The sequence below is a fragment of the Dellaglioa sp. CoH-56-MRSF-13 genome, from assembly GCF_056782095.1.
Genome location: NZ_JBXAYC010000009.1, coordinates 15,426 through 28,905 on the forward strand (window position 1 = coordinate 15,426; position 13,480 = coordinate 28,905).

The following is a 13,480-nucleotide window of genomic DNA, read 5'->3' on the forward strand; positions in this document are numbered from 1 at the left end:
TAAATTTAATTGATACTTTTTTTGTATTTATTTAACAACGTGGTATAGTTAAGACTACTATGACAGAATATTTTTAAGGAGAGATATCAAAATGTTTCCAATTATCGTAGCATTTTTCGCAACAGCGCTTATCTCCGCGTTGCTAACTCCCGTTATTAGACTATTTTCAATTAAAATTGGAGCAGTCGATGTTCCAAATAATAGACGAGTAAATAAGGTTTCAATGCCTACAATGGGTGGATTAGCCATTTTTATAGCTTTTAACTTTACGAATTTTTTTATTTTAAAAAATCAATATCCAATAAAAATGTTAGTGACACTGTTTGTTGCTGAATTGGTAATTATTATCACCGGTGTTTTAGATGATAAGTTTGAATTAAAACCACGCCAAAAGATGTTTGGCATCACAGTTGCCGCCTTGATCGTCTACTTTTTTTCAAATATGCGAATGACGACATTCACTTTACCTTATTTTGGTATTATTAATTTAGGATGGATGAGTTTCCCTATTACAATTATTTGGATTTTAGCTATTACAAATGCTATTAATTTAATAGACGGATTAGATGGCTTAGCAACTGGGGTTTCCATTATTGATTTATTTACAAGTGGTTTGGTAGGCTATTTCTTTTTAGTTAATACAAATAGTTATATTGCAATTATGATGTTTACGCTGGTTGCTGCTCTGATTGGATTTTTGCCATATAATTTCTTTCCAGCTAGAATCTACTTAGGGGATACAGGCGCGTTATTTATTGGATTTATGATTTCAGTATTCTCTTTATCTGGACTTAAAAATGCAACTTTTATTTCTATTATTGTGCCTGTTTTAATATTGGGTGTACCAATTACGGATACTGTTTATGCAATGTTACGCCGGATTTTAAATAAAAAGCCTATCTCTCAAGCAGACAAACATCATTTACATCATCGTTTGATGCAAATGGGGTTAACGCATCGACAGACAGTATTAGTTATATATGGCATTGCGTTAATTTTTTCATTTATTTCATTACTTTATCCAATATCATCAATTTGGGGTTCAATACTAATGTCAGTTGCGACATTAGTGGGACTAGAACTATTCGTAGAGTCCATCGGATTAGTTGGATCTAAACGAAAGCCACTGCTAAATTGGATTAAAAGAATTGTTAAAACGATGACTTCAAAAAAATAGATAGTAAAAAGGATGTCCAGTAATTGGGCATCCTTTTTACTTAACTTGAATTTCATTATATAAATCTTGGCCTAATTTAAAAGTTATTTGGTTATTGAGTAGGTTGATTAGTTGATCTTGTAAGGTTAATATCAAATTTTTATCAACTGCTAAAGTTATTTCTACTGTTTCAAGATAGGTTGTGTGTTGGATTATAATTGAATTTTTTTCAAGATAATTTTCAAGTTTTCCAACATTTTGGTAAGCAATTTGGCAAATAAGTTCGGTTTGTAAAATACGTTCAACGATACCAATTTGTTCAATCGTCTGCGAAGCAGCATTACTATAAGCACGGATTAAACCACCAGCACCTAGCTTAATACCACCAAACTTTCGACTAACAACGATACAAATATTTTTAAGCTGATTTTTTTTAATAACTTCTAGAATGGGAACACCAGCCGTTCCAGAGGGTTCACCATCATCGCTTTGACGTTGGATTTCAGACTCAGTACCAAATGTGTATGCAAAACAGTGATGTCTTGCTTTAGGTTCTAATTTCTTGACTGATTCAATAAAAGCAACTGCATCAGATTCTGTCGCGATTCGAGTGACACGACAAATGAAGGAAGACTTCTTTTCAATTAATGTGGCTAAACCAGATTCTTTAATTGTTAAATAATTTTTTGACATAATTAAGGTTCCTTTGCGTATTTAAACTTATTGAAGGGATTGAGGAGAATGACACTTTCAAGTTTGTATGGTCGTTTAATAACTGATTCAGAAATTGACGAAACTATTAATTTAGATGAACTTACGTCGTACCCAGGAATTAGTATTGAAGATAAACAATTAATCTGTCGCAGATGCCTTTCACAACTTAATTTAAAGGAAAATAAATTACAAGGTGACCGGTACTATTGTTCATACTGTATGATATTAGGACGTATTTCAACTACGACTACACTTTATACTATACCTGAACCCAACTTGTTTTCAACTCAAAAAGGGAGTCCATTGACGTGGAATGGAGAATTAACGACTAGCCAAGAAATATGTGCTAATGAAGTGAAACAAATTTTTAAAAATTCGGGTGCCCGGCATTTACTGTGGGCGGTAACCGGCGCTGGTAAAACAGAAATGCTATTCAAAGGTATTGAAGCTGCTATTATGGATGGTAAGCGCATCTGTTTAGCATCACCACGGGTCGATGTTTGTATTGAATTATTTCCGAGATTGCAGGCAGCATTTCAAAATATTGATATTTGTTTGCTGCACGGAAAGACAACGGAACCATACCGTTATACCCAACTAGTCATCTGTACAACACATCAATTGTTAAGATTTCATAAAGCGTTTGACGTTATGATAGTTGATGAGGTAGATGCCTTTCCATATGCACAGAATCAATTACTGCTTCAAGCAACAACACAAGCAACTAAACAAAAAGGGGCAAGTTTATTTTTAACGGCAACCCCAAGTGAGGATCTGTTAAAGGAGGTTCGCTTAAAACAATTAACGGTTAGTTATTTACCAATACGCTTTCATGGTCAATTATTGCCTGAAATTAAAATTAAATTTGAAAAAGCGTGGGAAAAGAATTTAAAAAAAGGACGTTTACCCAAAAAATTAACACTGAAAATGACAGAGTGGCTAAAACGTAAGGATCCATTTTTAATTTTTGTGCCGAAAATTTGGTTATTGGAACCAGTAATGGAAGCATTTAAAAAGAAGTTTCCTAATTTAAAGGGGGACACTGTTTATTCTGAAGATCCAGATAGACTAGATAAAGTTAAGGCAATTAGAACAGGCGAACTACGGTATCTAATCACAACAACAATTTTAGAACGTGGTGTGACATTTGCTAATCTGGATGTTTTTGTTCTGGGTGCAGATGATAAAACTTTTTCAACGGCAGCGTTAGTTCAGATTGCTGGCAGAGTGGGACGTAATGTCAATCGTCCGTTTGGTGACGTTATCTTTTTATGTTGTGACTACACGATTTCAATAAAAAAGGCAGTTGGACAAATAAAAACGATGAATCGTAAAGCAAGGAAATTAAAGATATGAGAAACTGTCAGATTTGTCATAATACATTTAGTCAAAAATTAACGCTAGCATTTATATTATCGACTAAACCTTATGAAAAAAAGATAGTTTGTAAGAGATGCCAGGAGCAGTTACGATTGATTAATACTCAGTTAGCCTGTAGAGGATGCGGTCGAGAACAAAATAGGCCACAATTATGTGCGGATTGTAAGAAATGGCAACTTATTTATCCTAATTTAAATTTTCAGAATCAAGCGTTGTACATTTATAATGATTTTATGAAAGATATCATTAAAAATTATAAGTTTAATGGTGATTATCAGCTGAGAACTATTTTTCAAGTACAATTAAAGCACAAAATAGAAACAATTGATTTTGATTACCTCGTGGTGATACCTGTTGATTCTGAAACGTTAAATAATCGAGGATTTAATCAAGTCTGTGGTCTTTTAGATATTAAGCATGATCATTTTTTAGTGCGAAATAATACGGTTAAAGAAAAACAATCGCATAAAAATAGGCAACAAAGGCTTGAATTAATTCAACCGTTTGAACTTAGTCCAGATTGCCCAGATTTATCGGATAAAGTTGTTTTGATTGTGGATGATATTTATACTACCGGCCGAACACTATTTTATGCCCATATTTTGTTAGCACAAAATGCTAAAAGCATTAAGAGTATTACCCTTGCAAGATAATGAACAATAGGTACAATTTTTAAATAAATTAGTATGATATATTTAAGCAAAAGTTAAAATGACTGTTAACGATTACAATGGCGTTTTAAATAGATTTGTTAAGGGATATCATTTGTAAATTTAAGTCTATTCGCTTATAATTAAATCAAGCGGTAAGGTAATTAATAGTTTCGTTACCTGCTGTAGATTGAAGGGAGAGTTTATTATGTTAAAATACAATATTCGCGGTGAAAATGTTGAAGTTACAGATGTTACTAGAGATTATGTTGAAAAGAAATTATTTAAATTAGAAAAATACTTTACTGATACATCTAATTCAACGGCCCATGTTAATTTAAAAGTTTATTCAGATAAAACGGCCAAAGTTGAAGTGACAGTTCCGATGCCTTCTCTCGTCCTTCGAGCTGAAGAAACATCACAAGATTTACTTTCAAGTGTTGATCTTGTGACTGATAAATTAGAACGTCAAATTCGCAAATATAAAACTAAAATTAATCGCCAATCAAGAGGCAAGGGAATTAAAGATATTGAAATTCGTAATGAAATTGCTGATGAAGAATCAGATTCTATTGATGAAGTAAGCAAATTTGATGTTGTTCGGACAAAGCATGTTTCTTTAAAACCAATGAATAGTGAAGAAGCTATTTTACAAATGGATATGTTGAGCCATAACTTCTTTATTTACGAAGATGCTGATACAGAGGGTATTAACATTGTTTACAAACGTAAAGATGGTCGCTATGGTTTAATTGAAGCTGAAGATTAAACTAACCTTGAAAAGCCTGTTGAGTAAGTTAACTACTCAGGGCTTTTTTGTTATTTTAGTTTAAAATTTATTGATTTAGTGATACTATAAAAAATGATATTATAATTAAAAATAATTCAATAAATGTGTTTGATATATAAGGGGAAAAGCTAAATGGCAAATGTATTAAGACAATGGGTTGAAAGTGATAATCGTGAATTAAGAAAACTAGGCAAAATAGCCGATAATATTGAAAATATGGCCGACGAGATGGCTTTATTATCTGATGATGAACTAAAAGCTAAAACACCTGCTTTTAAAGCAAGATATCAAGAAGGTGAAACGCTTGATGATCTTTTACCAGAAGCATTTGCAGTGGTACGAGAAGCCGCAAAACGTGTGTTAGGACTATACCCATTCCGTGTGCAAATGATTGGTGGAATGGTTTTAAATAATGGTGATATTGCGGAGATGAAAACTGGTGAAGGTAAAACTTTAACAGCTACTATGCCCGTTTATTTAAATGCAATTTCAGGTCTAGGTGTTCATGTTGTTACTGTTAATGAATATTTATCAAGCCGTGATGCAACAGAAATGGGCGAATTATATTCATGGTTAGGTTTAACTGTCGGATTGAATATTAACGAAAAAACAGCTGAAGAAAAGCGCGAAGCCTACGCAGCTGATATTACCTATTCAACAAATAGTGAATTAGGCTTTGATTACTTACGTGATAACATGGTTGTTTATCGTGAAGATATGGTTCAAAGACCTTTAAACTATGTTATCGTCGATGAAGTTGATTCAATTTTGATTGATGAAGCTAGAACACCGTTGATTATTTCTGGTCAAGCTGAAAAGACGACTGCCATGTATGTTCGTGCAGATCGTTTTGTTAAAACGTTAACTGAAGAAGAAGACTATAAAATTGATCTTGAATCAAAATCAATTTCATTAACCGAAGAAGGAATTCGTAAAGGTGAAAAATATTTTGGACTAGATAATTTATATGATACAGATAATACAATTTTGACTCATCATTTGGATAATGCATTACGGGCTAATTTTGTTATGCTACGTGATAAAGATTATGTTGTACAAGATGGTGAAGTTATGATTGTTGATCAATTTACTGGTCGTATTATGGAAGGTCGTCGTTATTCTGATGGTGTTCATCAAGCTATCGAGGCTAAAGAACATGTTGAAATTGAAGACGAAACTAAAACAATGGCTAACATCACTTACCAAAATTTCTTTAGAATGTACAAGAAATTATCTGGTATGACGGGTACTGCTAAAACTGAAGAAGAAGAATTCCGTGAAATTTATAATATGGAAGTTGTTCAAATTCCAACGAATAAACCTATTATTCGTGATGATAAAGCAGATTTATTGTATCCATCTTTAAATAGCAAATTTAAAGCTGTCATTGCTGATATCAAAGAACGCCATGAAGCTGGTCAACCTATGTTGATTGGTACTGTAGCAGTTGAAACGTCAGAATTATTGGCACAAATGTTAGATGATGCTGAAATTCCACATGCTGTCTTAAATGCTAAAAATCATGAACGTGAAGCTGAAATCATTTTAAATGCTGGACAACGTGGTGCTGTTACCATAGCTACGAATATGGCCGGACGTGGAACTGATATTAAATTAGGCCCTGGCGTTAAAGAAATTGGTGGATTAGCTGTTATTGGTACAGAACGCCATGAATCTCGTCGTATTGATAATCAACTTCGTGGCCGTGCTGGCCGTCAAGGGGATGATGGGATGACACAATTCTATCTTTCTTTGGAAGATGATTTGATGTTACGATTCGGTTCAGAACGTATTAAGAGCTTCTTAGAACGTATGAACATTACTGAAGATGACGCTGTTATCCAAAGTCGTATGATTACAAAACAAGTTGAATCAGCACAAAAACGTGTCGAAGGTAATAACTATGATACACGTAAAAATGTTTTACAATATGATGATGTTATGCGTGAACAACGTGAGGTTATTTATAACCAGAGACAACAAATTATTATGGAAGAAAAAACATTAAAACCTGTTATTATGCCTATGATACAACGTACTGTTAATCATATTGTTCAGATGCACACGCAAGGTGACCAAAATGAATGGAATTTACAAGCTATTGTAGATTTTGCTGTCTCTTCAATGGTTAATGAAGACAGTATCTCATTGGCAGATTTAGAAGGTAAAGATGCTAACCAAATCGAAGCCTACTTGGTCGACCGCGCTGAAAAGAACTATGAAATTAAAGAAGATCAATTAGTTGATGCAGCACAAATGCTTGAATTTGAAAAAGTGGTTGTGTTACGTGTTGTTGATGATAAATGGACAGCGCATATTGATGCAATGGATCAACTTCGTCAGTCTATTGGACTACGTGGCTACGGACAATTAAACCCTCTAGTTGAATACCAATCAGATGGATTTAGAATGTTCGAAGAAGTCGTTGGAGCAATAGAATTTGAAGTGACACGTTTATTTATGAAAGCTGAAATCAGACAAAATATTAAACGTTAATCAAAAAGTTAATCAGAGAACATTATTAAAGAGTCACTTCCGAATTCGATAGAGTTTGAAGGTGACTCTTTTTAGTAAATTAAGGAGAAAATTGATGGAATTAAGCGATTATAGGAAACAAATTAATGAAATGGAACAAAAAATAACTAACTTCAGGGGGTCTCTTTGACTTAGAGACGCTGAATGAACGTATTTCTGAAAATGAAGAACGAATGGCTAACCCAGATTTTTGGAATCACCAAGAAGAAGCACAAAAAGTTATTGACGAAAACAATCAATTAAAAGGTAAATATGATGCGTTTCATGATTTAGAGAGTAAGGTATCAGAATTACAAGTCATGCTTGAATTATTACAAGAAGAAAATGATAATGATATGCTAATAGAATTTGATGACTTGTTTAACGAGACAAAAAAAGCACTCGACAAGTATCAATTACGATTATTATTGAATGAACCTTATGATAGCAGAAATGCTATTTTAGAAATCCATCCAGGTGCAGGAGGTACCGAATCTCAGGATTGGGGATTAATGTTACTTAGAATGTATACGAGATGGGCTGAAAAAAGTGGGCTAATCGTCGAAACAGTAGATTATCAATCTGGCGATGAAGCGGGATTGAAAAGTGTGACGCTTCTTATTAAGGGAGTAAACGCGTATGGTTATCTTAAGAGTGAAAAAGGGGTGCATCGATTAGTTCGTATTTCACCTTTTGATGCTGCTGGTCGACGCCACACGTCTTTTGCATCTGTTGATGTGATGCCAGAGTTGGATGATTCAGTCGAAATAGAATTAAATCAAGATGATATCAGAATGGAAGTATTTAGATCATCCGGAGCTGGTGGACAACATATTAATAAAACATCTTCAGCAGTTAGATTAATTCATATTCCAACAGGGATAGTAACTTCGAGCCAAGCGCAGCGGTCACAATTTCAAAATAGGGCAACGGCTGAAAGTATGATGAAATCTAAGTTATATCAACTTGAAATGGAAGCAAAAGAAAAAGAACGTGCTGCCATTCAAGGTGAACAAATGGATATTGGATGGGGGTCGCAGATTCGATCATATGTGTTCCACCCATACTCAATGGTTAAGGATCATCGTTCCGATTTTGAGACTGGTAATGTTCAAGCGGTAATGGACGGTGATATAGATGGATTTATTAATGCTTATTTACAGTGGAAATTAAAAAATGAAAATCCAAGTTAAAAAATGAAACTTAATTGTAAGACTACTGCAATATAAAGGTAAATAATCATGCTATAATGAAAATGTTATGAAAATAGACACAGGAGGATTCACTGTTTGATAGAATTTAAAAATGTATTTAAACAATATTCTGATGATATTATTGCAAGCAATGATATTAATCTTCGAATTGACCAAGGTGAATTCGTATATGTGGTTGGACCTAGTGGTGCCGGAAAGTCGACATTTATAAAAATGATGTACCATGAAGAACAAGCAACATCTGGTGAAATCACAGTAAATGATTTTCATTTAGAAACGATGAAACCAAAAGAAGTACCATTTTTACGAAGAGATTTAGGAATTGTATTCCAAGATTTCAAATTATTACCTCGTTTAACAATTTTTGAAAATATTGCATACGCGTTAGAAGTTATTGAAAAAGAACCTGCAGAAATTAAAGAACGTGTTGATTACGTGCTAGATCTTGTTGATTTGTCTGACAAGGCGGATAAATTTCCGGAAGAATTATCTGGTGGTGAACAACAAAGAATTGCGATTGCACGTGCAGTTGCAAATAAACCAGAAGTCTTAATTGCTGATGAACCAACGGGGAATTTAGACCCTGAAACGTCAGATGATATTATGTCAATTTTAGAAAAAGTTAATGAACAAGGGACAACAGTTATCATGGCAACTCATAATAGTATTATTGTGAACAAATATCCACATCGTTTGTTGGCTATTGAAGATGGCCGTATTGCCCGAGATGAAGAAGGAGGAAAATACGGTTATGAAAATGAGAACGTTTAGGCGTCATTTTGGTGAAAGTATTAAGAGTTTACGTCGTAATGGATGGATGTCTGTTGCTGCTATTAGTGCTGTTACTGTAACGTTAATTTTGGTTGGGGTGTTACTTTCAATCTTAATGAACGTAAATAAATTAGCATCTGATGTTGAGAACGATGTTCAAGTCAGAGTGTTTGTTGAACGAAAGACAACAAAGAATCAACAGGCTGATTTGAAAAAGAAACTTGAAAGTTATTCAGAAGTTAAAAAAGTTACTTTTTCAAGTAAAAAGGAGCAATTACAACAAGTTGTTGGTAGTTATGGTAATGAATTTAAGTTATTTGGTGGGGATGATAATCCACTATATGATACATTTGATGTTCAAACTAAAAAACCAAAACAAACTGAGCAAATTGCAAAACGTGCTAAAAGTTTAGATTATGTAAATGATGCTAGTTTTGGGGGCACATCTGCTAAAAAACTATTTAAAGTAGTTGGTAATATCCAAAAATGGGGTATGATTATTAGTGCTTTACTCCTCTTTGTTGCAGTATTCTTAATTTCTAACACGATTAGAATCACAATTTTATCTCGAAGAAATGAGATTGGAATTATGCGTCTAGTAGGTGCGACGAATGGATTTATCAGATGGCCGTTTTTACTTGAAGGTGCATGGACTGGGCTTTTAGGTGCTATCATTCCAATTATTTTAGTTGATTTTGGCTATATTTGGATTTATAACGGTTTACAAGTTTCGTTGGCATCAACTAGTTATCAATTATTAACACCAGGAACTTTCTTGGCAGAAATTGATTTATTATTAGTGTCAATCGGGATAATTATTGGTGCTTTAGGATCGTTCGTTTCAATGCGTCGTTTCCTTAAAATTTAATTAAATTTTAAAAGACTGATTTTGCTAAATGCAAAATTCAGTCTTTTTTGTTATTATGATTATCTTTTTTGAATCATGACAAAGCATGATATAATTTGAGTACTATATATTAAAGAAAATAGGTGCATTTATGGTAACGCTTAAAATTATTGGAAACTTTTTCATGCAACCAACGCTTTGGTTAGCAATTATACTGATTTATGGTATGTATACACGAAGAATTAAAAAAGAGAGACAAGCATTTAGAACAGCTGTCGATAGTGATTTTTATGAGGGACGTCATGCAATAAAAGTAGGCTTTATTTTTAGTATTATTGGATCAATGTTACTATTTGGACTAGGTGTTATGTTGCCTATTAACTGGGTAGTTATTTATGCTATTTTTATGATTTTAGGACTACTACTATACCCAGTATTTGATGCTATCTTTCCGCTATTTATTATATCGGGACTAGTATATGGGATGACTAAATCTCAATTAAGTAATTTTGAAATATTTAAATATGAAGAATTTCACGTTGAATTTACGACAGGGATTCTACTGATAGGGACAGTCATTTTATTTATAACTGCTTGTGCGCTGTATTTATTCAGAAATAGTCCCTTATCGCCGAACACACAGTCAGGTAAACGAGGGCGAAATATATCGTCGTTTAGTATGAAGGATCTGTATCTGGTGCCACTTGTAATTCTAACACCGGGTGATCAATTCCATAGTGTACTCTCTTGGTGGCCAATTATTCATATAGCAGGTACAGAATTTAACATCATTATTTTACCATTAATTGTTGGGCTATCATTACGTATCTATAAAGAAATACCAAGAGTAGCTATCAAATTTATAAAAAAACAATACTTATATTTAGCTTTTATAGGGACAGGTTTAGCGATAATGGCTATATTTATACCAATAATGGGGATATATGGATTAATTGTTCTATTAGTTGCGTATTGTATCAGCCAATATATGATCAAACGCCATGATAATAAACAAGAAAAATGGTTTGCAGAATCCAATGAAGGAATATTAATTGTAGGGGTACGCCCAGGTACGCCAGCTTCAAAGATGGACGTAGAGGTTGGTGATGTGGTCGTTCAATGTAATGGCATTGAAGTTAGAAACGAAACCGAATTGTATGAAGCATTACAGAGTAGCTCAACGTATTGTCGATTAAAAATTAGGACATTTAGTGGAGATACAAAAATAACAGAAAGTGCGATATTTTCAGACTCACCATATGAAATAGGGTTAGTCATAATTAAATAAATTTAGTTATCAGGGGGATAAATAATGAAAAAAATTTTAGTTGTAGATGATGAACCAGCAATTGTTACGCTGTTAACGTATAATCTAGAAAATGCGAACTATGAAGTGCATGTAGCAATAGATGGGCCTAGTGCATTTAAAAAAGCAACAGAACAAAATTTTGATTTCATTATTCTCGATTTGATGCTGCCTGGTTACGATGGTATCGAAGTTACAAAAAAATTAAGACAAGAAAAAGTAAAAACGCCAATAATCATTTTAACGGCTAAAGATGATGAATTGAATAAAATAATTGGTTTAGAAATTGGTGCAGACGATTATATGACTAAACCGTTTAGTCCAAGAGAAGTAATAGCAAGAATTAAGGCTATTTTGAGACGTACTGAACATGACTCATCTAAGGATGAACAAATTGATAATGAAGTGAGAGAATTTAAAGATTTTAAAATTGATTTTTCTAACTATTCAGTTTATAAAAATGATGAAAAAGTTGCATTAACACCAAAAGAGTTCGAACTTTTAGTATATTTTATTAAACGAACAGGACGTGTGCTAAGTAGAGAAAAGTTATTGAGCGGTGTTTGGGGATACGATTATGAAGGGCAAACAAGGATGATAGATATGCATGTGAGCCATTTACGCGAAAAATTAGAAGTAGATGCTAAAAACCCCCTATATTTAAAGACAGTTCGAGGATTTGGCTATAAGTTTGAGGAGAATAAATGAAACAAAAACTAAAATGGATAATTACGACGTTAATCTTGTTGCTAAATTTAACATTTAGTATGACACTTCTATGGGATGTATCCGGGAAACTTTTTAGTAAGAATAGTATTATTGGAGTAAGTGTGTTGAGTTTGATTGAAATAGCTATACTTTATAAAATAGCATCTAAAGCAGGTGCTGAGTCCGAATTAATGGCTAATATATTGAATAGTTTAGTCAATAAAGGAGATTCTTATCATGTATTACTAGATACAGATAGTCCCAATTTTGAATTATCGAAAGCCATTAATCGTGTTGAAAGTTATCAAAAGAAAAGAAATATTCACTATCAGGTACAAAATAATAACTATCTAAAATTAATTGAACATTTGACAGTTGGGGTTATGCAAATTGATCATAAAAGACAAGTACTAGTCGTAAATGATATGATTTCTAAATTATTAGGCCAACAGATAGAAAGTAAGCAACATTCATATATTGATGATATTAAAACATACAAATTGAGTGGACTAATTGAAAAAGCCATTAAAACACAAGATAAGCAAAGAGATGAAGTTGAAATTGCCAATACAAACAGAGTGGTTGATGCAACGGTCGTCTATATAGCAAATAACAATGTAGAATTTCAAGTAATCGTAATTTTATATGATATAACTGAGCTGAAATTATTAGAGAAAATGCAAAATGAATTTGTCGGAAATGTGAGTCATGAATTGAAAACACCAGTAACAGCAATTAAAGGATTTGCTGAAACTCTTTTAGAAGAATCTGTTGATTCAAGTACAACTAACAAATTTTTAAATATTATTTATGACGAAAGTGAAAAATTAGAAGTATTAATTCAAGAGATATTAAAATTAGCAAAAGGGCAAAAACCCAAAGAAAATATTTCGAGTTTCAATTTAGATGCTATGATAAATTATGAGTTAGATTTATTAAGTAGTACTATTAAAAGTAAAAATTTAATAGTAGACAAGAGAATAACAAAAGATCTTTATGTAAAGTTTGATAAAAATAAGATAGCCACTATCTTAGGTAATTTATTGCAAAACGCTGTTAAATATAATGTTGATAATGGGCGTATGGTAGTTGAAGTAGGCAAAATAAAGACAAGATTTTTTATAGCAGTATCAGATACTGGTATTGGTATTTCAAATCAAGACAAAAAAAGAATATTTGAACGTTTCTATAGAGTAGATCCGTCTAGAAATAAACAAATAGAAGGTAATGGGCTTGGCCTCGCTATTGTGCAGGAACTAGTGACATCAATGGGTGGAGAGATTAGTGTGAAAGATTCGAATGATAAGGGGACTGAAATTACGATTTATTTGTAATATTAAGAGATATTCACATAAATAGACTTGACCAAGAAAAAGAAAGCTGATATATTTAATAAGTGCTATTGAGGCGATAATGAATATCGCAAATAA

Annotated in this window: 12 protein-coding genes; 11 read left to right on the forward strand and 1 reads right to left on the reverse strand. The window is 32.9% G+C overall.

Annotation, left to right across the window (positions count from 1 at the left end):
• Positions 1-91 precede the first annotated feature (91 nt).
• Complete coding sequence (locus tag AC1RP1_RS07290) at positions 92-1,177, forward strand: glycosyltransferase family 4 protein (protein ID WP_481761955.1); 1,086 nt, start codon at positions 92-94, stop codon at positions 1,175-1,177.
• A gap of 36 nt (positions 1,178-1,213) precedes the next feature.
• On the opposite strand, the gene AC1RP1_RS07295 is transcribed toward AC1RP1_RS07290, so the two are convergent.
• A complete protein-coding gene (locus AC1RP1_RS07295) occupies positions 1,214-1,849 on the reverse strand; it encodes a YigZ family protein (RefSeq protein ID WP_481761956.1) in 636 nt (211 codons plus the stop codon).
• Between the two features lie 48 nt (positions 1,850-1,897).
• On the opposite strand from AC1RP1_RS07295, the gene AC1RP1_RS07300 reads away from it, so the two are divergent.
• The 10 genes from AC1RP1_RS07300 to AC1RP1_RS07345 all read left to right on the forward strand — a co-directional run bounded on the left by AC1RP1_RS07300 (position 1,898) and on the right by AC1RP1_RS07345 (position 13,384).
• Entirely contained in the window at positions 1,898-3,226 is a 1,329-nt protein-coding gene (locus tag AC1RP1_RS07300; protein ID WP_481761957.1) for an ATP-dependent helicase ComFA, read from the forward strand.
• A 116-nt stretch (positions 3,227-3,342) separates the two neighbouring features.
• Positions 3,343-3,903, forward strand: a complete 561-nt coding sequence (locus AC1RP1_RS07305; protein WP_481761958.1) for a ComF family protein — start codon at positions 3,343-3,345, stop codon at positions 3,901-3,903.
• A gap of 205 nt (positions 3,904-4,108) precedes the next feature.
• Positions 4,109-4,669, forward strand: a complete 561-nt coding sequence (hpf, locus tag AC1RP1_RS07310; RefSeq protein WP_409021489.1) for a ribosome hibernation-promoting factor, HPF/YfiA family — start codon at positions 4,109-4,111, stop codon at positions 4,667-4,669.
• A 153-nt stretch (positions 4,670-4,822) separates the two neighbouring features.
• Positions 4,823-7,186 (forward strand): preprotein translocase subunit SecA, encoded by a 2,364-nt coding sequence (gene secA / locus AC1RP1_RS07315; RefSeq protein ID WP_481761959.1) that lies wholly within the window; start codon positions 4,823-4,825, stop codon positions 7,184-7,186.
• Between the two features lie 94 nt (positions 7,187-7,280).
• A protein-coding gene (gene prfB / locus AC1RP1_RS07320; RefSeq protein WP_481761960.1) for a peptide chain release factor 2 occupies positions 7,281-8,397 on the forward strand; the annotation gives its coding sequence in 2 pieces (ribosomal slippage) (positions 7,281-7,352 and positions 7,354-8,397; 1,116 coding nt in all).
• 96 nt (positions 8,398-8,493) lie between these two features.
• Positions 8,494-9,189, forward strand: a complete 696-nt coding sequence (gene ftsE / locus AC1RP1_RS07325; protein WP_481761961.1) for a cell division ATP-binding protein FtsE — start codon at positions 8,494-8,496, stop codon at positions 9,187-9,189.
• Positions 9,170-10,057: a permease-like cell division protein FtsX gene (gene ftsX, locus AC1RP1_RS07330; RefSeq protein ID WP_481761962.1), complete on the forward strand. Its 888-nt coding sequence runs from the start codon at positions 9,170-9,172 to the stop codon at positions 10,055-10,057. Before ftsE ends, ftsX begins: the two co-directional genes overlap by 20 nt.
• 130 nt (positions 10,058-10,187) lie before the next feature.
• Positions 10,188-11,324 carry a PDZ domain-containing protein gene (locus AC1RP1_RS07335; RefSeq protein WP_481761963.1) on the forward strand — a complete coding sequence of 379 codons (1,137 nt, stop codon included), beginning with the start codon at positions 10,188-10,190 and terminating at the stop codon, positions 11,322-11,324.
• A 24-nt stretch (positions 11,325-11,348) separates the two neighbouring features.
• Positions 11,349-12,050 (forward strand): response regulator transcription factor, encoded by a 702-nt coding sequence (locus AC1RP1_RS07340; protein ID WP_481761964.1) that lies wholly within the window; start codon positions 11,349-11,351, stop codon positions 12,048-12,050.
• Positions 12,051-12,109: 59 nt separating this feature from the next.
• Positions 12,110-13,384 (forward strand): sensor histidine kinase, encoded by a 1,275-nt coding sequence (locus tag AC1RP1_RS07345; protein ID WP_481761965.1) that lies wholly within the window; start codon positions 12,110-12,112, stop codon positions 13,382-13,384.
• Positions 13,385-13,480 lie beyond the last annotated feature (96 nt).

Coding starts and splice junctions, on each gene's coding strand:
- AC1RP1_RS07290 (WP_481761955.1), top strand. CDS start 92: ATGTTTCCAATTATCGTAGCATTTTTCGCAACAGCGCTTATCTCCGCG.
- AC1RP1_RS07295 (WP_481761956.1), bottom strand. CDS start 1,849: ATGTCAAAAAATTATTTAACAATTAAAGAATCTGGTTTAGCCACATTA.
- AC1RP1_RS07300 (WP_481761957.1), top strand. CDS start 1,898: ATGACACTTTCAAGTTTGTATGGTCGTTTAATAACTGATTCAGAAATT.
- hpf (WP_409021489.1), top strand. CDS start 4,109: ATGTTAAAATACAATATTCGCGGTGAAAATGTTGAAGTTACAGATGTT.
- secA (WP_481761959.1), top strand. CDS start 4,823: ATGGCAAATGTATTAAGACAATGGGTTGAAAGTGATAATCGTGAATTA.
- ftsX (WP_481761962.1), top strand. CDS start 9,170: ATGAAAATGAGAACGTTTAGGCGTCATTTTGGTGAAAGTATTAAGAGT.
- AC1RP1_RS07335 (WP_481761963.1), top strand. CDS start 10,188: ATGGTAACGCTTAAAATTATTGGAAACTTTTTCATGCAACCAACGCTT.
- AC1RP1_RS07340 (WP_481761964.1), top strand. CDS start 11,349: ATGAAAAAAATTTTAGTTGTAGATGATGAACCAGCAATTGTTACGCTG.
- AC1RP1_RS07345 (WP_481761965.1), top strand. CDS start 12,110: ATGACACTTCTATGGGATGTATCCGGGAAACTTTTTAGTAAGAATAGT.